Below are 20,098 nucleotides of genomic sequence, written 5' to 3' on the forward strand. Positions count from 1 at the left end.
AGCCGATGGTTCAATCCTCAACTGAACTATAGAGTTTCACGCCGCTCTCCTGCATAAAATAAAGCGCCATCATGTGTGTCAGATCACCATTGTGAGGTCCCAGGTCATAGGTATCCACAGCGTCCACGGGGACAGCCACCAGCCTGCGCTGGTTTTTACGGTTGAAATCTGCTTTCAGTGAGGTGGCGAACTGCTGGATGCAGATGTCGGTACAGTCGCCCACAATGATAAAATTTTCTATCTGCCGGTTATCTATCAGCCATTCCTGAAATGATTCCTCCAAAAAGCCGTTGGTCGAGTTTTTATGAATCAGGGTATAGTCTCCGATTTCCTTAATCTCGTCGACAATTTCGCATTCTGAAGTTCCAGTCAGGGCATGGACTGGAAAGGCATCGTATTCGGGCGATTCAGTGGTATGGCAGTCAGCAAAGGACAGGACCGTAATCCCTCGGCTCCGGCACAGCCTTACCAGCTTTGCTACGGCAGGGATTAGAGCGTTAACCCGGGGACTCTGGAGCGGCCCCTCTCTGGCAAAGGCGTTGATCATATCTACTACCACCAGCGCTGTTTTTTGCGGTTCAAGCCCGTCGAGCTTGAGAATGGGTAAATCTTCCAGAGATGACAGGATATTGACCAGGCTATCGGCACAGTTCTTAACTATGCTATCTTTTTGCAGGGGCATGTCGCATGACTCCTTTTAAAAAAACACTTTGATCTAGTAAACCATGTTTGATAAGGTTTAGTCAAACTATAGCACCATGTAATGTTTTTGAGATGATTATTTATTTCACATATCCATTTAAAATGGAATTTGCCGGGGTGAATTTTTAAAAAGCAACAGTGCCAGGTTTCATTATTAAAACCGTATAATAACTAAGTGGAAATGAAGAAAAAGCCGTACCATAGATACGCCTTTAAGATTTTTTCTAGTTTTTATGCTTTTGGGGTTAAGGTTGCCGGGGACAAGATTAACCCGGAACTGCCTGCCCCGGGGCTGGAGATCAGAAGCTGTTTCAGGAGGCTTAAGGGTTGGCGTTTAAACGCTGTTCCTGCCTTGAGAACAGCTCTTCGTAGGTAGACATGTTGCGGATTAATATCCTTCTTTTTTCCTTGGCGGTTAACTCCGTGATCCTTTCCAGTTTCCAACTGCCTCCGTTGACAAACCCGGAAACCAGGTAGCCCAGATAGAAATGCAGTTTGTTAACCAGTTTCAGGTTGCCGATTCTAAAAATTACCATTACTACCACCCGCTATTATTTTATCATTTCTTACAGGCATATACAATATTCGCTGGAAAATTTGAATTTCTTACCTGCATCTGTGGTTATTTTACTTTTTCACCCTGTTGCGCAGGCCAACCCGATCCATTATAATGTTTAGGAAGGAGGGATAGGTAAAATTGGGCAAGCATATCAGGACAATCAACAGCGCCAGGCTCGCGGCTGATGTTGCCGGTCGCGGTTGCGGTGAATGCCAGACTTCCTGCCAGTCCGCCTGCAAGACCTCGTGTACGGTGGGAAATCAGGCATGTGCGAAGAAAACAGATAAGTAGCTAAAAAGCCTTGTCCCCGGGGATAAGGCTTTTTTTTGGGAGGTTTGAAATTTTTGCTGCATAAGTTTGAATTTGACGGAACGAAGATAGTGCTGGATGTGCATAGCGGCGCTGTCCATGAAGTGGATGAACTGGCCTGGCTGATGCTGGATGAATACAAGGCACTGGCCAGGCCGGAGTTTTTAGAAAAATTTTGCAGGCGTTACGATAGTGATGAAGTTGATATGGCGGTTGCAGAAATTGAACAGCTGGAACGGAGCGGCTTGCTGTTCAGCCCGGACCCCTACGAAGGTAAATATAACCCGCCGGCGGGAGGCATTACCAAGGCCCTCTGTCTGCATCTGGCACATTCCTGCAACCTGAGCTGCCGCTACTGCTTTGCCGGGCAAGGGCGTTTTGGTGGGGCTGATGAGCTGATGCCGGCCGGGATCGGGCGGTCCGCCATAGATTTTCTAATCGGCAGGTCGGGCAGCCGTAAGAACCTGAACATAGATTTTTTTGGTGGAGAGCCTTTATTGAATTTTCAGGTGTTGAAGGAACTGGTTGCTTACGGGAGGCTGCGTGGCCGGGAAAAAGGCAAGGAAATACAGTTCACGGTGACTACCAATACCCTGCCGCTCAATAGTGAAATCTCCCATTACCTCAACCAGGAAGGGATCAGCGCGGTACTGAGCCTGGACGGACGGCGTGAGGTACATGATAAAATGCGCCCGACGCCCGCTGGAGGAGGCTCATATGAGCTGGTGCTGAAACGGATCCGGAGTTTCGTGAATTCGCGGGATGGTTTAAACTATATCATCCGCGGTACCTTTACCGGTTTCAACCTTGATTTTTGCGCTGACGTTCTGCACATGGCCGACCTCGGCTACAAAAATCTGTCGGTGGAACCGGTGGTAGCGACCGGTGAAGCAGACTACGCTATCCGTGAAGAGGACCTGCCTGCCCTTTTCAGCCAGTATGAGCAGCTGGCGCGAGAACTCCTGCTGCGCCGGAAAGAAGGCAGGCCTGTGGATTTTTTTCACTTCAACATCGACCTGGAAGGCGGTCCTTGCTTACCCAAGCGTCTGACCGGATGCGGGGCGGGGTATGAGTACCTGGCAGTGGCTCCGAACGGCGACCTGTACCCCTGCCACCAGTTTGTCGGAAGGCCAGGCTTTCTTATGGGAAACGTCAGGGAGGGACTGGTTAACAGCGACATTGAAGCCGTTTTCAGAAACGCCCATGTATATAACATGGAAGACTGCGCAGATTGTTGGGCTAAGTTTTACTGCAGCGGGGGTTGTCATGCCAACGCCGAGCTTTTTAACGGCTCTATTTTCCAGCCTTACCGCCTGGGCTGCGCATTAATGAAGAAACGACTTGAGTGCGCTCTGTATTTGAAAGTCATGGAAAGCAGTCAGGCGGGCTGAGAAATATGCAGCCTTTTCCTGCTGGACGGTTTATTTGCCAATTAGACCAAATACAACATGTTTCCCTGCAATATTGTGTTGATTGAGCCGTTTGCTATAAAGAAAGATGTTTTACGCTGGCGCCGTTACCATGTTATAATGAAACATCTTTTTTCCTCATGTAGTCGCTATAATCTGCAATTTTTTACAATATATGCTACTAATTGCGCAGAAAGGAGCTGACCGATTTGCCGCCAAGGTTTGAAGGATTGCGGCGCCTTCCGGGGCTAAATAATAAAGCTTTTAGCGGTGTTTTTAGGCAGTGGTTAGCAAGGCAAAGCATATTTCGCCGGGTGGTAATGGGTGTGGCGGGCTACCTGGTACTGGCGCTCATCGCCTATGCCATCTTTGGAGGTAACGCTTGCGCTGTGATGGTGGACGGCAAGACCGTTGCAGTGGCTGCAAACGAAAAAACCGCAAGGCAAGCCCTGGGTGAAGTGCTTAAACAGAAGTCCGGTGAGATCGGTGGATCCGTCAAGGTAGCCGGCAAGATATCATATAAGGCAATTAAAGTTCAACCTGAAGAGTTGCTTGAGCGGGAAACCTTGCAAGCAAGGCTGAACGAGACGCTTACTTTCAGCACCGAATGCACGGCCATAGTCATTAACGGCGAGGAAAAGATTTTCATCAAAGAAAAGGAAGATGCCGAAACTTTGCTGGCCTGGTTGCAGACGCTATACCCGGTGGAAGCAGGTGAACATCCGTCCATCAAAGAAAATGTCGAGCTGGTTAAAACGAGCTCTGCGATAGACAGCGTCCTGGACCTCGAGACAGCCAAAAAAACGGTCTTACTGGGAACCAATAAGATCGAGCAGTACGTTATCAAAGACGGGGATACCCTGTGGGATATTGCCCGCGCGGTCAATATCGATGTGGACCAGATTGCGATGGCAAACCCGGGCATCGACATCGATAATATCAGCATCGGACAGTCGCTTTATCTCAGCAAGGCGGCGCCCCTGCTTACGGTGGTGGCCACCCGGCAGGTAACCGTGAACGAAGAGATACCATATGAGGTCGAGGTGAAAAAGGACGACCAGCTGCTGCTGGGTGAGAAGAAAGTGCTCACGGCGGGTGAACCGGGTGAGCGTACAGTTACATACTTGATTACAAGGGAAAACGGGTTTGAGACAGGGCGACAGGTGCTCGATCAAAAAATCATACGTGAGGCCACAACTGAGGTGGTAGCCATGGGCTCCGTAACCATGCTGGCGTCACGTGGCGGCGGGAGGCTTAGTTGGCCTTGTTCCGGCGGCATTACCTCCCCCTTCGGCATGCGGTGGGGTAGAATGCATGAAGGCATTGATATCGGCGCCGGCTACGGGTACAAGGTGGTGGCTGCAGCCGGAGGAACAGTGATTTCCACCGGTTGGGAGGGCGGCTATGGCAAGGCCGTGCAAATTTCCCACGGGGGAGGCCTGGTCACACATTATGCCCACCTTTCTTCAATTGAGGTCAGCAATGGACAGACGGTTGAACGAGGTGAGTTGATAGGTTTGGTGGGGTCAACCGGAAGTTCCGAAGGGCCGCATTTGCACTTTGAGGTGCTGATGGCTGGACAGCCACGCAACCCGGTCAATTACTTGCCTTAAAATATGTTAAGCTTAAACCGCCAGGGGGTTGCTCTGGCGGTTTAAAATTGGAAAGCTCCAGGATCCTTCCGGGAAATTGGTTTCCAACCAAAAATACTTGTCTTTAAATGCGTCAATGCTATAATGTTAGTAAGGTGATGGAATTGTTTAATAAAAAAACATTTAGAAAAAAATTCCACAAAGGGATTTTTCTGTTCGTAACCATACTTATCGCCATTGGTCTGGTCATACCACTCGCGGGACTATTTTCCAGTCAGCCTGATTATAGCGGTGTACAGGGCGCCGACACTGCACACCAGACGCTTCAGGAGAGGTTGTCCGAGCTGGAAAAACAGGCCCAGGAAAATCCGGGGGATGTAAATGTTCTGCTGGAACTGGCCCAGGCCTATTTTTACGTCGGTGCTCCCGACCAGGCCACGAAGACCTACGAACAGGTGCTGGCGCTGGATGCCCAGAATAGCGAAGCCCGTTACGATATGGCAACTATTTACTATTACAGCAGCGAATATGACCTTGCTGTAGCGCAACTGCAGGAGTTGTTGAAAAATGAACCGGACAACAAAGACGCCCGCTATTTCTACGGGATCGTCCTGGGTACGGGAGTCAAAGATTATCAAAGCGGCATACAGGAGCTTGAGAAATTTATTGAGCTGGCGAAGGAAGGTCCCGATGTAGAGAAAGCCAAACAGATTATCAATGAATGGAAAACCGCACCGGCCCAGTAAGTTTCACTATGTAACCGACCACGGCAGGGTTGGCCCAACGCTCTCTGCCGTGATTTTTTTACGAAATTTTCGACCCGTTACTTAAAAACAAGTGGGTCAGGCCGTAATTATTTATTAGACAATCATGCCGTTGCCGCGGTACTCCCTGCATTATGAAGTATTTTCCGCTTGGACGGGCTTATCCCCCGGCTTTATAATTAGACTGATTAAATGACTAATTAGGAGGCCGGCTATGAAACTTGCAGCGCAGGATAATATCGATCGTGCTTCCGGCCGCCCCTGGGGAGCGTCCTGGTTTCGAGTGATGAGGGCTCTGGCTGCAGCTTTTATTTTACTGGCCGCTCTTTTCTGGAATATACCGGCCGGTATAAAATCTTACAGTTATGCCGCTATCCGCGAGCTGGTCAAGGTCCATACCATCCTCGGGACCTGGCATTTGGAAAAATTAACTTCCGAGCACTATTATATAAAGTTCAGGCCGGAGGACCGTGTCGAGGCTGAGTTAGTCCTGGACACGGCGGAGTTTTTTTACCGGCCGGTTACGGAGGAGTTTAACTTTACCCCGCGCGGCAGGATCCCTATTATCCTTTATTCATCCCGCGAAGCTTTAAACAAAAGCTTTGGCTGGGAAGCTGACGAAAGCGCCATGGGTGTTTACTGGGCCGGGGCGATCCGGGTCCTGTCGCCGGGGGTCTGGGTGGAACAACAAGAGGCCGGGCGTATTGCTGAAGTCTTTAAAACTGCCGGACCTATGGCCCACGAATTGACCCACCTGGTGGTGGATTACCTGACCGGGGGCAACTACCCCCGCTGGTTTACTGAAGGAGTCGCTCAGTATGAGGAATACAAGCTAACCGGCTTTGAATTACAAGACGCGACCAGCTCTCTGAAGCCGCCTTTTTACAGTATGCGCGATCTTACCGGGCGTTTTGACCAGTTGCCCAATCAAACCAAGGCCTACGGGGAGTCACTGGCAGCGGTGCGTTTTATTGTGAGCTATGCCGGGGAACCAGCTCTTCACCAGCTCATAGCTGAACTGGGGCAGTGCCTGGATTTCAACCAGGCGGCCGCTAAGGTGTTGCGTCTCGATGAGGCCCAGTTTGAAGCCGGCTGGCAGGATTGGGCTATGACTAAGGCGCCCCGGCGGGATTTATTTTGATGCCCTCCTCCTGAAGCGGCGCAGGAATAACGGCAGTTGAGACGAATAGTTAAATAAGTGGTTGAAAGGCAGCAACATAAACAGGAGGACTTCATGGACAGTATAGTCATAGCCGGAGGCAGGCCCCTCCGTGGCCGCTTGAAAATTTGCGGCGCCAAAAACGCTTCTTTGGCTGTTTTGTGCGCCACCTTTCTATGTAAAAATGAAGTTGTGCTCGAAAATATTCCGAACATCAGTGATGTGCGGTTTATGCTTGGCATTATCAAGAGCCTGGGGGCCTCCGCCGGCTGGGACGGGCCGGATACCCTGCGGGTAACTCCTCCGGAACAGGTTAATGACGAGGCGCCCTACCAGCTGGTCAAGAAACTGCGGGCCTCCAACCTTCTTTTGGGTCCTCTGCTGGCCCGTTTCTCCGAGGCTGAAGTGGCGCTGCCGGGCGGCTGCAATATCGGCATCCGTCCTATGGATTTGCATTTTAAGGGACTGTCCGGGCTTGGCGCGGAACTGTCCCTGGAACACGGCTGCATCCGCGGTAATGCCCCCGGACGGCTCAGGGGGGCCAGGGTTTACCTTGATTTTCCCAGCGTCGGAGCCACTGAAAATATCATGATGGCCGCCTGCCTGGCCGAGGGGCAGACACTGATTGAAAACGCGGCCAAGGAGCCCGAGATAGTCGACCTGGCCAACTTTCTTAACACCATGGGAGCTAAAGTACGGGGCGCCGGTACGGATGTGATTAAGATAGACGGGGTACCCTTTCTGGAGGGGGGCGCCCGCTACTCCGTCATACCGGACCGGATCGAGGCCGGGACCTTTATGGTCGCGGCGGCGGCCACAGGCGGTGACGTCGTACTGGAAAACCTCATTCCAATTCACCTCCAGCCCTTGACCGCCAAGCTCCGGGAGGCAAGAGTCGAAGTGTATGAGGAGGAGGATACCATCCGGGTATGCGCGAACCAGCCCTTGCGTTCCATTGACATTAAAACGATGCCTTACCCCGGTTTCCCCACGGACCTGCAGTCGCAGTTGATGGCCATGCTTTCCACGGTGCCGGGGACCAGCGTAGTGGTTGAAAATATTTTTGAGAACCGCTTTATGGTTGCCGACGAACTCAAGCGCATGGGTGCACGGATCAAAGTGGAAGGCCGCATGGCGGTCATCGAGGGAGTGCCCTCCCTGCAGGGGGCGCAGGTCAAGGCCACCGACCTGCGGGCCGGGGCAGCCCTGATTGTGGCCGGCCTGATGGCCAACGGGGAAACGGAAATCGGCAACGCCGGCTACATTGACCGGGGCTATTACGACCTGGAAAAAAAATTAACCTCACTGGGAGCGACAATCTGGAGAAAATAAAGCGTGGCAACACGCTTTTTGTTTTTTGGTAATAAATTTATGTTCTGCATGAGTGCTCTGTGAGCTTATGCCAGCGGCTCATGTCCGACCCTTATAATTGTATGAGCGAATTCCCCCTTAAGCCGGGGGACTTACCGGCACTCCGTCACTCGAACAGTTCCCGAGCCTTGCTTCGGATTCACTTACTCTTTAATTGGGACTCAAAATCATTGCTAACGTAAGCCTATAGGTCACCAGGCGCGAATTAGTTCTTTTGGAGGGAAATCATGTTTCATATTACCATCCTGGCCGTAGGCCGGCTGAAGGAGAGGTACCTGACCGAGGCGGCAGCCGAATACTTAAAAAGGCTGTCCGTTTATGCCCGCATCAACGTCGTTGAAGTGGAAGACGAGGGTTTTAGTGAAAACCTGACCGGGCATGGCCTGGAAAAAGTTAAGCAGAAAGAGGGCGAGCGTATTGTAAGCCGCCTGCGTCCGGGCGCCTTTGTGATTGTCCTGGATCCGGGGGGGAGCGCAAAGACCTCCGAAGAGATGGCGGAAATCCTGGACAAGCTGGCGCTGGAAGGCAGGGGAGAACTGATCTTTGTGATCGGCGGCAGCCTGGGTCTGGCCAAGGCTGTGCTGGAGCGGGCCGATCTGAAGCTGTCTTTTTCCAGGTTCACCTTCCCCCACCAACTGATGCGGGTAATCCTCTTGGAGCAGATTTACCGCTGGTTCAAGATTTCCAGGGGTGAACCGTACCACAAGTAACGGTTCAACGAGAATGCTTCTTTAATCAATACCGCCAGCCCGTCAATGGATCTTCTTAAGTCGGTGCTGCCGCAGACCAGGTAAACTTGCCGGTTCGATACTTCGCTATTATATTGTCTGTACATAATTCATTACAAATTCGGTCCACTTATATTTCTGTTCCAGTGCAGGTAAATCTTTAATATTGTTATCCGCCATAACGTCCTTAATATCTTCCCAGGCATCCAGCAATATATCGCAGCCCCTCACTGTTTGGCCGCTTTGAAGTACCCCTGACCGATCTTCCCGTCAATTTTTCTGTATTTCTCCACAGCTTCCTCTGATGTTCCGGCATCTTACAGTCATCTTACCATTTTTGCATTTCTGGAACAGCGGTCATCTATTCCGGCAGCACCGGTCAGAAAATTCCGTCAGCTTTTTGCTGCTTTCGCCGTCAACATTTACTACTAAATAAAAATTGAACATTTTTACTACAAATTGCATAAAGTAATAAAAATTAGCAATGACGCTCCAATTTCAGAATACCTGTTACCATAAATGTTATGGTATTTGGGTCGTTAGGATGGGGTGTCTCCCATTTTAGGGGAGAGGTGTTTTAATGCAGTCATTTTATTAACTAACAAGTGAATCCGGAAACTTGATCAAGGTCATAATAACAATTTGCATCGAGGGGTTCAAATCGGATTTATCGACATGTTTCTAAGGGCTAATGGCAGCCCAGCTTTGTTAGTTGCCCCTTGCCATGAAAAGGCTAACACGTGCATTCCCCATGTCAAGGGTCTTCGCTATCACTCCGAAAAACGACCCCGATCTATGCGTATCCTTTTTAATAAACCTAGCAACAAAAAAAGAGATCATGAACAAATTAGGAGGAAGTTTTATATGGAAAAGAATTTACTAGCTGAAGAAAATTCAATATCGGCATTAGAGGCTAAGAGGGCAGTTGTATTTCAAATTGTAATGGATATGAAAAGTTTTAATCATACTCCTTGGAGCAACAAAGCCGTTAAAATTCAGAATCCTATTGAAGTATATGATGCATCAGATTCCCTTTATAGTTACCTGTTTAATTTATCAGTAGATGGAAAGGCCGCAGGATTTATTGAAGTGAGCGCGATGAGGGACGAATATCCAGTCCTCAGTTTTGCCAGGGAAGGTTCTGCTATGGACCAATTACAGATGGAGAAGCTACAACAAAATGTGAAAAAACCGCCAGAAAACAAGAAGGTAGTTTTAGCCGGACCTGCGCATTTTGCGTTGAAAGTTGATTACGCCGACGGTTCCGCAGATGTCATGACGTCTCTTGAAACTTTCTCGCTTTCAAAAGAAAAGAATAAACCCGTGCCTAAAAAAGGTATGGATAGAAATGACCATGCCAGAGAGCTTAGACAGAATATTGACGCAATTACTAGAGAAATCGGAACGATAGACGATGGGGTAACGGATGACCTCGGTTTTGAAACCGGTTCAAATAGTTATGCAAATTATGACGGTGTACCTGATTTAAACCAGTTTTTGAATCCATTATGGGTTGGTTTTTCCGGTTGTTCACCAACTTCTGCCGCCAACATTATGAAGTATTGGAGTACTCACGGCTATCCGGCATTAACACAGGGCATGTCCGATGCCCAACTGCTTTACGAACTTCGTCTTGCTATGGGAACAGATAACAATGGTGCAACATCGGTCAATAGCATTGCGCCCGGGATGAAATCCTTTGCCCTTTCCCGCGGCGTAAGCGCAGCCAGAGCTTACTATCTTCCCGGAACACCCCCTTCATGGAGTACTTATAAATCATATCTTAACTCCTTTGACCCCAATGTAATAACTTTAGATACGCACACATATTATAACGAAGGGGATAAGCGCAGATCGCACTCGGTAACAGGAGTGGGCTGGACGGAATTCTTCTACAATGGTTCATCTACCGGGCATCAATATATGGAGGTTCATGATAACGACTTTGACACACCGATGACTGTGTATGTAGCTTATAACCAGAATTACTACGAAGCAATATACTTTGATCAATTCTCCCCTGCCGGGCTTGCAATAGGAAAATATATATTGACACCAGTTACAAATTCTTACTATACTAAGGGTAAGACAGCCGACGGCATAAATACCATGACTGTGAACAGTGGGGTCCAAGGATTAAAGTACTTCACCGTAACCAGTGCCCCGGTAATAGAACACCGGGGCACTGAAACAGTAATCTTTACCCAGTTGCGGGATGGTACGCAAATAGGCATGAATACCACCGTAGCGGACTTTGATGTAGTGCAAACCGCCAGCGCGGGGTTTAACGTGCAGTCCGGTGACGTGATCCGGGTATTTATCGTAGATTTCCTGACCAATGAGCCCGACTTCAACCCGAGTCTATTAGAATAACAACCCCCCTTCCACAGCTGGCGTAATTTCGGCAACCCAGTTTGGAAGGCCAACCGCGACAGCGGCGCGCAACGCAGTGGAGCGGCCTTGACCGGTATGCCGGGCTGACAGAGCCCGGGCGGCCCGACGTCCAGCTTGCGGCCGTCGGGCGGTCGCCTTCATAGGCGCATACCGAGTCAAGGCCTGTCCTGTACTCTTACAATGAAGGGAGGGGCTAGCTTTGAAAAAGACTTTTGTGATGCTGCTGCTTATTTTGATGATGAATTGCGGCTTCCAATCTGCGGTTTTCGGTAACACGGTTACGGAAGCCCCTGAACCGGCAAAGGTAAAAATATTGCTTGATGGGGAAACAATCTCCTTTGACGAGCAGCCGGTAATGCTAAACAACAGGGTCCTGGTGCCGCTACGCGAGGTGGCGGAACGGATGGGGGCCGATGTTGCATGGTCCGAAGCAGGAAGAATAGCAGTAAGCAAAGACGACACCGGTGTTCTTTTAACTGTTGGGAAGGATACTGTTTATGTAAATCGGCAGAAATTCTTTATGGACCAGGTGCCGGTCCTTCTGAACGGCCGCACATTTGTGCCCGTCCGTTTCGTCGCTCCGGCACTGGGGGCAAAAGTGGATTGGGACGAAGCAAACCAAACGGTATTGATACTATCGGAGGGGAATTTTTCTGACAGCTTTCAATCAACCGAAAAATATTATAAATTATTTGATGTTAAAGTAGGAGGACAAGATTACTGCTCTCCCGAAGAAGCCAAACAATACGTTTTGCAACAAAACCTTTTAAAATATGCCGAGAATATTCGCGTCGTTTATATTCGCTTTGCTGAATATGGACCAGCGGACACGATGGTTACAGGATATGATTGGGAGGGCAATAGCAAAGCTGTATGGCTATCTAAGGACCCTTATTTAGAAACTATAGAAGTGGACGGTTCTGTGCTTCTGCAGGATGGAGTTTCGGAGGAGAAAATTTATGCAATCTTACAGGAAAAGGGAGTTAAACGGGAGGATGTCACAGACTTATACCTGGCGATAAACAACAAGGAATTGAATCAAATATGCTGGTATGCATTGGTTCAGCAAGAGCAAAAAAAATATAATTACTTGTTTGATTTTAAAACCGGAGAGCTTATTTCCGAATATCAATACGAGGTAGAAGGGAATGTTTCATATTCCATCACAAAGAAGCAGCACCCTTTATATTCCTGCTTTTCTTTATAAGGCAACATCGGGTATCCAGAATGGAATCCCATTAATTTTGACGGATATATTTTTTCAGTTGTTTAGCAGACAAACCAGGGGAAACGAGGTGTGAGGCGATAACCTTGCAGCTCTTTTTTTATGCGCAAGCAACCCCGGCGCAAAATACAGAGCACACCCCTTAAGGCGGGTTGACATTGAGAAATACGGCAAAAAGTTGTAATACGGTATTTTATGGCGGAATTAATAAACTTCGTTTCAGACGACAGGTATTATTTACCAGATAAAAATTCTATCAAAATGCTGGACAAGCTGGCATTGGAAGGCCGGGGCGAGTTGCTCTTTGTTATCGGTGGCAGCCTGGGCCTGGCCAAGGCAGTGCTGGAACGGGCCGACCTGAAGCTTGCTTTCTCCAGATTCACCTTTCCCCACCAACTGATGCGGGTAATCCTCTTGGAGCAGATTTACCGCTGGTTCAAGATTTCCAGGGGTGAACCGTACCACAAGTAACGGCGTTTTTTGTAAGATATGTTTCCGCATACGCACCATGTAGAGGCAGTTGTGAAATTGGAGAGGGCGAAAGGCTGATGGATAGAGGGTTTGCTGCTCTTTATTAATTTGCTGTTCTTGGGTAACCCTTGAGTGCTCAAAAGAGATTGAAGATGATATCACGCAGCCGGTTGATTATCTGACGGATTTTGACTGGTGAATGTTATAGCTAGATGGAAAATTTTATGATATAATTACTTATTAAAAGACAAAGATATTGCTGAAATAGATGGAGGTGCCAATATGGAAAAACGAATACAGGATGAGTTGAATATCCTAAAAGATATCATAGTAGAAACTGTTCCTGTAGAACAGATATTCCTGTTTGGTTCCTATGCAGGCGGTACGCCGCATGCTGATTCGGACTTAGACCTTTATGTTGTAATGTCGGATAATGTTAACATTAGAGAAATTGATGCGATGAGACTAATTCGCAAAGCGATTCGGGATAAAAAAACAATGCCTGTGGATGTTATGGTAGGCAAAAAAGATAAGTTTAATCAGCTCAAATCTACCCCTAGTATTGAGCGGCAAATTGTGAGGGAGGGGATGATGCTGTATGGATAACGTAACACAAGCACAGGAATGGCAGAGATTTGCTGCAATGGATTTAGACAGTGCCGAATATCTTCTCAAAATGCATCCTGTTCCAATTGAAATCATTTGTTATCACTGCCAGCAATCTGCTGAAAAGTATCTAAAAGGATATCTTGTTTTATGCGGCCAAAACCCGCCTAAGATACATGATCTAGACGAATTGTGCAAGCTTTGTACGCGATTGTCCGAAACCTTTAAAAATATAGCCGACAACTGCTCCGACCTGACTGCATATGGTGTCCATTCGAGGTATCCAATGGAGATGATGCTGGAAGAGCAAGATATGTGGCAAGCACTAAACAGCGCAAAAGCAATTCGAGATTTTGTTCTAGTCCTGGCACCGAGAATGGCACCGGGGAAACAGGACTAAGTATAATCGCAGGACATTCCTTCATTCTAGCCAAAAATAAATGTTGATTTCCACTGAGCTATCGTAAGAAAACGATGGCTTTTTGCTTTGAAATATATAAATTATTCGATCCTATCAACTTGCCACCGTACTGGATGCTACCGTCCTTGGGGGAGCCGACATACTTTTTAGCAATAACGGTTCATTAACCGGCGTCAGCCACACTGCGGGGACCGCCACTCTTACAGTTGATACCACAGGTGTTTATATGATAGATTATAATGTCAACATGACTGCCGGTGTCGGCTCACAAGTGGCAATTGCAGTTAACGGAGTGGTCGATGCGGATACCTGCGTTTCAGCGCTTAATGGGTGTAGTATTACGGTTCAACCCGCTAATTCATAGAATCCAAACTATATGATTGTAAGGGGTATATTTAATGGCCAAAAAGTATGTTTTTACAATAATATTATTCTTCCTAATTTTGGTTATCTCATTTCTAATCTATAAAGCACAGGATCTCAAGAGAATGTATAAAGCAGAGGCGTCAAAGGCTTTAATAGGTGCTTCGGAAACAAGCAGCAGTATTCTAACTCACCAGGATATAAAACACTTGCCTGCGCCTGTTCAAAAATACCTTATATATGTCGGGGCGATAGGTAAGGAAAAAGTAAGGAATTTCAGGGTTGCATTTGATGGAGAGTTTAAAACCGACCCGAAGAAAAGTTGGGCTAAGATGGCCGCCATGCAGTTTAGTGAGTTGGATCATACTACACGACTTTATTTTTTACAGATGAGAATGTTTGGGCTCCCGGTTATTGGCTTGCATAAATACGCCGATGCAAAAGCTACGATGCTGGTTAAATTGGCAGGCCTGATTACAGTTGCCGATGGCAGGGGCGAGGAAATGAATCAAGGTGAAACAGTGACGGTATTCAATGACATGTGTATACTGGCGCCCGCCAGTCTCATCGATAAGAGAATAGAATGGGAAACCGTTGATCCGTCGACAGTGAAAGCAACCTTCAATAACAACGGCTGCAAAATATCTGCGTTATTGTATTTCAATGAAAAAGGTGCGTTAGTAAACTTTGTTTCAGACGACAGGTATTATTCGCCGACTGGAAAATCCTATCAAAAGGTTAGATGGTCAACTCCGGTCAAAGAGTATAAAGACTATAACGGGATAAAGATTTCAGCTGGCGGAGAAGCCATATGGTCTTTCCCCGAGGGTGATTACTGTTATGCCAGGGCTGAGATCAAAGAAATCGAGTATAATTGTACAAGTCAAGGACAATAGAGACATATATTTTATATAACCTGCCTGTCGTACAGAGAAAAGACGCCGGCCCAACAATGCTCCTCATATTGCAGAGTCTTGGACATTTCTGGAGCTTGATTAAAGGTAGGTTGTGTGGTAATCTGGGCCAAACTTGTCCGCTGGATTAGTGAAAATTTCATGCGCATAATTTGTGGCGGACCAGATTTTGGGTAAAAAGGGGAGCTGATGTTGTGGTAAAAAAGATTACCCTGATGCTGCTGGTGGTGATACCGCTGCTGGTTTTGCAATTTACCGCTCCGCTGGAAGCTGCTCCGGTGAAGCTCGGCAGTGAAGTCCTGATGAGCTCTCAACATGACTTAATTGAAGGGAAAAGAGTGGGCCTGGTTACCAATCAAAGCGGTGTGAACAGCCGGGGTGAAAGCACGATTGAGGTACTGTCACGGGATCAAACCATTCAGCTCGCAGCCCTTTACGGGCCGGAGCATGGCATTGACGGGCAAGCCCCGGCAGGTGAGTATGTGGAGTCATATGTCCACCCGGCATTGGGGATTCCGGTGTACAGCCTGTACGGCCAGACCAGGATGCCAACGGAGGAGATGCTGGAAGGCGTCGATGTCCTCCTGTTTGACGTGCAGGACATCGGAGCCAGGTCTTACACCTACATGTCCACCCTTAATTACTGTATGGTCGCGGCCCAAAAATACGGTAAAGCCATCATTGTCCTGGACCGGCCAAACCCGGTCGGGGGGGTAATCGCTGAGGGGCCTGTTTTGGAAGAGGCATATCGCACTTTTGTCGGGGTGGATAACCTGCCCATGGCGCACGGAATGACCGCTGGGGAACTGGCGCAATTTTTTAACCGCAAAATCGGCGCCCAACTCACCGTGGTCCCCATGGATGGTTACAACCGGTCGATGGTCTTCCAGGATACCGGACTCCAGTGGGTTCCCACGTCGCCGCATATCCCTGACCTGGATGCAGTTTTTGGCTATATGGCCACCGGTTTGGGGGAGGGTACGGGGATTTCTCAGGCGGACAACTTTAAATGGATTGGCGGAAAAGGTGTGGATTCTCAAAGTTTTGCCGGTTTACTGAACGGTTCCGGTCTGCCTGGCGTGACCTTTATTCCCGAAGACAGAGGAGCGTCCGGCGGGGTGCGGCTGAAGATTACTGATTATCACAGGTTTAACCCGGCCCTGACCGGGATTTACGCCCTTACCTATGCCCATGGCTTAAACGGATTCGAGGTTCCCAAAAGTGGTGAAACGGTAGTGATGTTTGATAAGATAATGGGTACGGATAAAATCGGCCAATTTTTGGAGCAGGGGTTGTCCCCCCAGCAGATCAAGGCGGCGTACGAACCAGACTTGCAACGCTTTATTGAAGAACGCAAGCAATACCTTATTTATGGAGACGGAGACAGCTTGCTTCCTGATAAAAACAGAGAAGAGATCAAGATCGTGGTCAACGCCAGGGTAATCCCATTTGATTCCGCCCCGTATATTGACGAGCATGACCGTACCATGGTTCCCCTGCGGGCGATCGCGGAAGCGTTGGGCGCCGAAGTGGGTTGGAACGGTCAAACCAGGGTTGTTACCATCCGGAGGGACGATAAGGAAAGCCTCTTTACGATCGACAGCAATACGGCGGTCTTTAGCGGAGTGAGGGTCTCGATGGATACCTGCCCGGTCATTCGCAATGACCGCACCATGCTGCCTGTAAGGTACGTGGCCGAGTCACTGGGGGCTGAAGTTGACTGGAATCAGGACACGATGACCGTAAGCATTGAGTCTGAATAACGAAATTATATCGGACATAAGTAAAACTCCTGCAAAGGTTTAGGGAAACTCTTGCAGGAGTTTGTTGCCAAGGGCAGATATGCTTTCTTTGACAAGCTTTATGCCTCAGTAATCCTCGTCTTTTTCTACCTCTGCCTGTTCTTTTCCTTGAAAAACGATCTTGCTTGCTTCATGCCGCCCGTGCCGCCAAACATCCGGTTGATCTTTTCATGCTCAAGCTGGCGGGAGTTCAACCCTTGATAGCTCAGCTCGGTCTGTAGCTTTTGGTAGCTGCCAAGACGTTCTGCTGAGAGAATCCCTTTTTCAATCGCTGTTTTTACTGCGCAGCCCGGCTCGTTCTGATGTTTACAATCATTGAAGCGGCAGTAATTTGCCAGGTCCTCTATGTCGGCAAATGACTTGGACAGGTCGGCATTTTCTAATTGCAGCTCACGCATACCGGGAGTGTCTATGACCACACCGCCGTTTGGAAGAGCGATCAGCTGCCTGTGGGTGGTGGTATGCCTGCCTTTGTCGTCATCACCGGTTTCATAGGTCACAAGTATTTCTTCCCCCATCAGGCGGTTGATCAAGGTGGATTTCCCGACGCCGGAGGAACCGATGAAGGCTGCTGTTTTGCCTTGGCCGAGATATCTGTTTACCGCGGCATACCCCTCATCGCCCATGCTCGTGGTCACCAGTACATCAACACCCGGGGCAACAGAATGCGCTTCCGATAGTCTGGCCGAGATATCATCGCAGAGGTCTGATTTTGTCAGTATGACAACAGGGGTCGCCATACTGTCCCACGCGATTGCCAGGTATCTTTCCAGGCGGCGCAGATTAAAGTTGTTATTAAGGGACATGCAGATAAAAACAGTATCAATATTAGCGGCTACTACTTGCGTTTGATTGGACGTGCCTGCCGCCTTGCGTTCAAAAGCGCTTTGGCGCCGCAGGATGCGGTGAATGATGGCATTGCCGCCGCTGTCATCGATCCGGTCGACCATGACCCAGTCGCCGACAACGGGATAATCCGAGCTGTCCCTCGCGCTAAAGTCTATCTTGCCGGAAACCTCGGCCTGTATCTCGCTGTTTTCTGTAACTACCTTGTATAAATTTTTATGTTGTACCGATACCCTGGCCAGGTGCAAACCTTCATACATGGTTGCTTCCTGCTCAAAGCGGCCGGTCAGTCCTACTTTATATAAATTGGCTTTAGCCATTTTTTGCTGTCCTCCCATATTTTTGTGGTGAACTAGCGGGGAGGGCAGAGGGTATATTCTACTCTGCAAGCACCTCCCCGCATGATGCCGACTCGGCGCTATATGTTATAAACATAAAAATTCAACTCCTTTCATTTTGTTTTAGTATATCACATTTATACACATTTTGATTTGCATTGCACATGGGCTGGTTTCAACATAGGCATGCTATTTTGCCAATGTTTCTTTCATCCATTCCACCAGGCTCAGCCCGTACTGTTCCCGGATGTGATCCACTTCGTCCATACCCTTAATCTGCCCTTCATGTACTGAGATGACCAGATCCAGCACCGGTTCTACCTCGGACACTTCATGTGTCGATAGGAACACCGTTTGCTCCTGCAGATTCAGGTAGGAGATCATGGATTTTATAATGGAATCCCGCACCACAGGATCCAGCCCGGCCAGGGGTTCGTCCAGAAGGATGAGCGGCGCCCGGCGTGAGAGAGCCAGCAGGATTTTTAACCGGCCGCGGTTGCCCTTGGAAAGGTGCCTGACCTTTTTATTCGGGTCAAGCTGCATAAAGCTTAGGATCTCCTGTGCTTTTTGTTCATCGAAGTCAGCAAAGAGACCGGCGTTGAACTTGATAGTTTCCGCTACGGTAAAAAAAGGATAAAGAACGTCCAATTCTGAAAGGTAGGCCACCTCCGCGGCTATACGTCGTTCGGCAGTTTTTCCGTTAACAGTTACCGAACCCTGGCTGGGATGGACCAAGCCTGCCGTCAGTTTTAAAATTGTCGATTTGCCGCTGCCGTTCGGGCCCACCAGGGCGATTATTTTCCCGCGAGGCAGGTCGAAGCTCACGTTGTTTAAGGCTATCTGCCCCAAATATTTTTTGGTCACATTGGAAAAGCTTGCAATATGTTTGGACATAATGAAACTCCTCTCCTAAGCTTTAGGGTTGGACAGCTCTTTACGCACACCGTCCACAATTTCCTCCGGGCTAAAGCCCGTTTCCCTCATGTCTGCGATAAAGCTGCCGATCTGCTCACATTTTAAGTCTTCCCGCAACTGCTTCAGCCGGAAGGTATCTTCCGTAATATAAGAGCCGAGCCCTCGCCTGGTTTCGGCAATCGACAGGCGTTCCAGTTCCGTGTAAACCCGCTGGATGGTATTGGGGTTCACCCCGGTTTGTAAGGCCATTTCCCGTACTGACGGCAACTTGGCCCCGGCTTTCAGTTCGCCCCGCACCACCTGACGGCAGAGGCGCCGCATAATTTGCAGGTAAATCGGTTGGGTGTTGTTGAAGGTTTGACTCATATTGCTAAACCTCCACCTTGTGGTCGATGAGCCAGGCCGACAGGGCATATAAAGCCGCGGTCAGAAGCAGGTAGAATAGTATTTCACCGGCATAGAGCCGACCTATGGCGGCATTAACTGACAGGCGCGTTCCAAAATCAGGTAGTTCCGGAAGGCTCTGCAGTGGAATATTGATCAGTCCCCAGCGGGTAATCAGTTCATAAAGCCGGGTTTCCTGCAGCTGTCCGAAGCCCACTACAGCGACTACAAAAGCAGCTGCGCCGGCCAGCCAGCGGAACCTGCCCAGGATATTCCCGGCCAGGGCATTTACCACAGAGATCAGGGTTGCCCAGGCCCCGATGTAAATGCTCACGGCGAATGTGAAAACAGCAGCGTAAAAACCTACTTCGATAATAAAGGGAAGCCATGACGAAAGAGTAATGCCTCCCACGTCTTCCGGGATAGGGCTGACGGAAAACCCCAGCAACAACAGCGCCGCTGCTATCAGCATGATGGCCAGCATTTGCAGCAGGGCGACAGCCAGCTTGGACGACAACAGCATCCAGGCCGGTTGGGGGCAGTGCAGCCACAGGTGAGGTGTCACTTTCCATTCCCAATGAAGGCTTTTTAAGACGTAGATGGCCGGGTAAAACAACAGAAAGACCAGGAGAAAAGATGCCGGTACAATGATAATACCGATATTGTACCGGGAAGACAGGTAGACCAGCCATAGCCCTCCGATTAACAGGATGGCCAGGGCTAAGAGAGCAGAAGTGCGGGTCATGCGGAATTCCTTGTGCAACAGATTCCACCAGGCGCTCATGGTTTTTCCTCCTCAAATATACTATGAATGTGTATTAGATAA

At 48.9% G+C, this 20,098-nt stretch carries 21 protein-coding genes and 1 pseudogene; 15 read left to right on the forward strand and 7 right to left on the reverse strand.

Going from position 1 to position 20,098, the window contains the following annotated elements; genetic code table 11:
* Window positions 1-10: 10 nt before the first annotated feature.
* Both Psch_RS19225 and Psch_RS19230 read right to left on the reverse strand, forming a co-directional pair.
* The gene (locus Psch_RS19225) at window positions 11-682 is read right to left on the reverse strand and encodes a cysteine hydrolase family protein (protein ID WP_134216773.1); all 672 of its coding nucleotides are present in this window, start codon (window positions 680-682) and stop codon (window positions 11-13) included.
* 340 nt (window positions 683-1,022) lie between these two features.
* The gene (locus Psch_RS19230) at window positions 1,023-1,238 is read right to left on the reverse strand and encodes a hypothetical protein (RefSeq protein WP_134216772.1); all 216 of its coding nucleotides are present in this window, start codon (window positions 1,236-1,238) and stop codon (window positions 1,023-1,025) included.
* A 161-nt stretch (window positions 1,239-1,399) separates the two neighbouring features.
* On the opposite strand from Psch_RS19230, the gene scfA reads away from it, so the two are divergent.
* The 7 genes from scfA to rlmH all read left to right on the forward strand — a co-directional run bounded on the left by scfA (window position 1,400) and on the right by rlmH (window position 8,575).
* Window positions 1,400-1,552, forward strand: coding sequence for a six-cysteine ranthipeptide SCIFF (gene scfA / locus Psch_RS19235; protein WP_134216771.1), 153 nt, complete (start codon window positions 1,400-1,402; stop codon window positions 1,550-1,552).
* 53 nt (window positions 1,553-1,605) lie between these two features.
* Window positions 1,606-2,961, forward strand: a complete 1,356-nt coding sequence (gene scfB / locus Psch_RS19240) for a thioether cross-link-forming SCIFF peptide maturase (protein ID WP_134216770.1) — start codon at window positions 1,606-1,608, stop codon at window positions 2,959-2,961.
* Between the two features lie 227 nt (window positions 2,962-3,188).
* A complete protein-coding gene (locus Psch_RS19245; RefSeq protein WP_134216769.1) occupies window positions 3,189-4,592 on the forward strand; it encodes a peptidoglycan DD-metalloendopeptidase family protein in 1,404 nt (467 codons plus the stop codon).
* A 143-nt stretch (window positions 4,593-4,735) separates the two neighbouring features.
* Window positions 4,736-5,317 (forward strand): tetratricopeptide repeat protein, encoded by a 582-nt coding sequence (locus tag Psch_RS19250; protein ID WP_190259396.1) that lies wholly within the window; start codon window positions 4,736-4,738, stop codon window positions 5,315-5,317.
* A gap of 232 nt (window positions 5,318-5,549) precedes the next feature.
* Window positions 5,550-6,476 carry a peptidase MA family metallohydrolase gene (locus Psch_RS19255; protein ID WP_134216767.1) on the forward strand — a complete coding sequence of 309 codons (927 nt, stop codon included), beginning with the start codon at window positions 5,550-5,552 and terminating at the stop codon, window positions 6,474-6,476.
* 93 nt (window positions 6,477-6,569) lie between these two features.
* On the forward strand, window positions 6,570-7,826 hold the full coding sequence (murA, locus tag Psch_RS19260) for a UDP-N-acetylglucosamine 1-carboxyvinyltransferase (protein ID WP_134216766.1): 1,257 nt from the start codon (window positions 6,570-6,572) through the stop codon (window positions 7,824-7,826).
* Between the two features lie 266 nt (window positions 7,827-8,092).
* Entirely contained in the window at window positions 8,093-8,575 is a 483-nt protein-coding gene (gene rlmH, locus Psch_RS19265; RefSeq protein WP_134216765.1) for a 23S rRNA (pseudouridine(1915)-N(3))-methyltransferase RlmH, read from the forward strand.
* Here the strand turns inward: rlmH and tnpB are convergent.
* Entirely contained in the window at window positions 8,530-8,700 is a 171-nt protein-coding gene (tnpB, locus tag Psch_RS21765; RefSeq protein WP_134216764.1) for an IS66 family insertion sequence element accessory protein TnpB, read from the reverse strand. The two genes, rlmH and tnpB, sit on opposite strands and share 46 nt — an antisense overlap.
* Window positions 8,701-9,457: 757 nt before the next feature.
* Here tnpB and Psch_RS19275 point away from each other — a divergent pair.
* From Psch_RS19275 to Psch_RS19310, 8 genes and pseudogenes are all read left to right on the forward strand, one after another.
* Window positions 9,458-10,966, forward strand: a complete 1,509-nt coding sequence (locus Psch_RS19275) for a cysteine peptidase family C39 domain-containing protein (protein ID WP_190259397.1) — start codon at window positions 9,458-9,460, stop codon at window positions 10,964-10,966.
* 259 nt (window positions 10,967-11,225) lie between these two features.
* Window positions 11,226-12,194 carry a copper amine oxidase N-terminal domain-containing protein gene (locus tag Psch_RS19280; RefSeq protein WP_282432495.1) on the forward strand — a complete coding sequence of 323 codons (969 nt, stop codon included), beginning with the start codon at window positions 11,226-11,228 and terminating at the stop codon, window positions 12,192-12,194.
* 288 nt (window positions 12,195-12,482) lie between these two features.
* Window positions 12,483-12,683, forward strand: a pseudogene (locus Psch_RS19285) (23S rRNA (pseudouridine(1915)-N(3))-methyltransferase RlmH); the annotation flags it as partial.
* A gap of 282 nt (window positions 12,684-12,965) precedes the next feature.
* Complete coding sequence (locus Psch_RS19290) at window positions 12,966-13,289, forward strand: nucleotidyltransferase domain-containing protein (protein WP_134216761.1); 324 nt, start codon at window positions 12,966-12,968, stop codon at window positions 13,287-13,289.
* Window positions 13,282-13,689 (forward strand): HEPN domain-containing protein, encoded by a 408-nt coding sequence (locus tag Psch_RS19295; protein ID WP_134216760.1) that lies wholly within the window; start codon window positions 13,282-13,284, stop codon window positions 13,687-13,689. Before Psch_RS19290 ends, Psch_RS19295 begins: the two co-directional genes overlap by 8 nt.
* Window positions 13,690-13,819: 130 nt before the next feature.
* Window positions 13,820-14,074, forward strand: coding sequence for a BclA C-terminal domain-containing protein (locus Psch_RS19300; RefSeq protein WP_282432496.1), 255 nt, complete (start codon window positions 13,820-13,822; stop codon window positions 14,072-14,074).
* Between the two features lie 34 nt (window positions 14,075-14,108).
* Window positions 14,109-14,969, forward strand: a complete 861-nt coding sequence (locus Psch_RS19305) for a DUF6544 family protein (RefSeq protein WP_134216759.1) — start codon at window positions 14,109-14,111, stop codon at window positions 14,967-14,969.
* Window positions 14,970-15,181: 212 nt separating this feature from the next.
* A complete protein-coding gene (locus tag Psch_RS19310; RefSeq protein WP_243120417.1) occupies window positions 15,182-16,750 on the forward strand; it encodes an exo-beta-N-acetylmuramidase NamZ domain-containing protein in 1,569 nt (522 codons plus the stop codon).
* A 125-nt stretch (window positions 16,751-16,875) separates the two neighbouring features.
* On the opposite strand, the gene rsgA is transcribed toward Psch_RS19310, so the two are convergent.
* The 4 genes from rsgA to Psch_RS19330 all read right to left on the reverse strand — a co-directional run bounded on the left by rsgA (window position 16,876) and on the right by Psch_RS19330 (window position 20,056).
* Window positions 16,876-17,955, reverse strand: coding sequence for a ribosome small subunit-dependent GTPase A (gene rsgA, locus Psch_RS19315; RefSeq protein ID WP_134216758.1), 1,080 nt, complete (start codon window positions 17,953-17,955; stop codon window positions 16,876-16,878).
* 207 nt (window positions 17,956-18,162) lie between these two features.
* Window positions 18,163-18,867 (reverse strand): ABC transporter ATP-binding protein, encoded by a 705-nt coding sequence (locus Psch_RS19320; protein WP_134216757.1) that lies wholly within the window; start codon window positions 18,865-18,867, stop codon window positions 18,163-18,165.
* A gap of 15 nt (window positions 18,868-18,882) precedes the next feature.
* Complete coding sequence (locus Psch_RS19325) at window positions 18,883-19,254, reverse strand: GntR family transcriptional regulator (protein WP_134216756.1); 372 nt, start codon at window positions 19,252-19,254, stop codon at window positions 18,883-18,885.
* Window positions 19,255-19,258: 4 nt separating this feature from the next.
* Window positions 19,259-20,056, reverse strand: a complete 798-nt coding sequence (locus Psch_RS19330; RefSeq protein WP_134216755.1) for a hypothetical protein — start codon at window positions 20,054-20,056, stop codon at window positions 19,259-19,261.
* Window positions 20,057-20,098 lie beyond the last annotated feature (42 nt).

The organism is Pelotomaculum schinkii (assembly GCF_004369205.1).
GTDB lineage: Bacteria > Bacillota > Desulfotomaculia > Desulfotomaculales > Pelotomaculaceae > Pelotomaculum_C > Pelotomaculum_C schinkii.

Excerpts from the sequence above, each read along its gene's own strand:
- Psch_RS19225 (WP_134216773.1), bottom strand. The coding sequence starts at position 682 with ATGCCCCTGCAAAAAGATAGCATAGTTAAGAACTGTGCCGATAGCCTG.
- Psch_RS19230 (WP_134216772.1), bottom strand. The coding sequence starts at position 1,238 with ATGGTAATTTTTAGAATCGGCAACCTGAAACTGGTTAACAAACTGCAT.
- Psch_RS19255 (WP_134216767.1), top strand. The coding sequence starts at position 5,550 with ATGAAACTTGCAGCGCAGGATAATATCGATCGTGCTTCCGGCCGCCCC.
- murA (WP_134216766.1), top strand. The coding sequence starts at position 6,570 with ATGGACAGTATAGTCATAGCCGGAGGCAGGCCCCTCCGTGGCCGCTTG.
- rlmH (WP_134216765.1), top strand. The coding sequence starts at position 8,093 with ATGTTTCATATTACCATCCTGGCCGTAGGCCGGCTGAAGGAGAGGTAC.
- tnpB (WP_134216764.1), bottom strand. The coding sequence starts at position 8,700 with ATGTACAGACAATATAATAGCGAAGTATCGAACCGGCAAGTTTACCTG.
- Psch_RS19275 (WP_190259397.1), top strand. The coding sequence starts at position 9,458 with ATGGAAAAGAATTTACTAGCTGAAGAAAATTCAATATCGGCATTAGAG.
- Psch_RS19280 (WP_282432495.1), top strand. The coding sequence starts at position 11,226 with ATGAATTGCGGCTTCCAATCTGCGGTTTTCGGTAACACGGTTACGGAA.
- Psch_RS19290 (WP_134216761.1), top strand. The coding sequence starts at position 12,966 with ATGGAAAAACGAATACAGGATGAGTTGAATATCCTAAAAGATATCATA.
- Psch_RS19295 (WP_134216760.1), top strand. The coding sequence starts at position 13,282 with ATGGATAACGTAACACAAGCACAGGAATGGCAGAGATTTGCTGCAATG.
- Psch_RS19305 (WP_134216759.1), top strand. The coding sequence starts at position 14,109 with ATGGCCAAAAAGTATGTTTTTACAATAATATTATTCTTCCTAATTTTG.
- rsgA (WP_134216758.1), bottom strand. The coding sequence starts at position 17,955 with ATGGCTAAAGCCAATTTATATAAAGTAGGACTGACCGGCCGCTTTGAG.
- Psch_RS19320 (WP_134216757.1), bottom strand. The coding sequence starts at position 18,867 with ATGTCCAAACATATTGCAAGCTTTTCCAATGTGACCAAAAAATATTTG.
- Psch_RS19325 (WP_134216756.1), bottom strand. The coding sequence starts at position 19,254 with ATGAGTCAAACCTTCAACAACACCCAACCGATTTACCTGCAAATTATG.
- Psch_RS19330 (WP_134216755.1), bottom strand. The coding sequence starts at position 20,056 with ATGAGCGCCTGGTGGAATCTGTTGCACAAGGAATTCCGCATGACCCGC.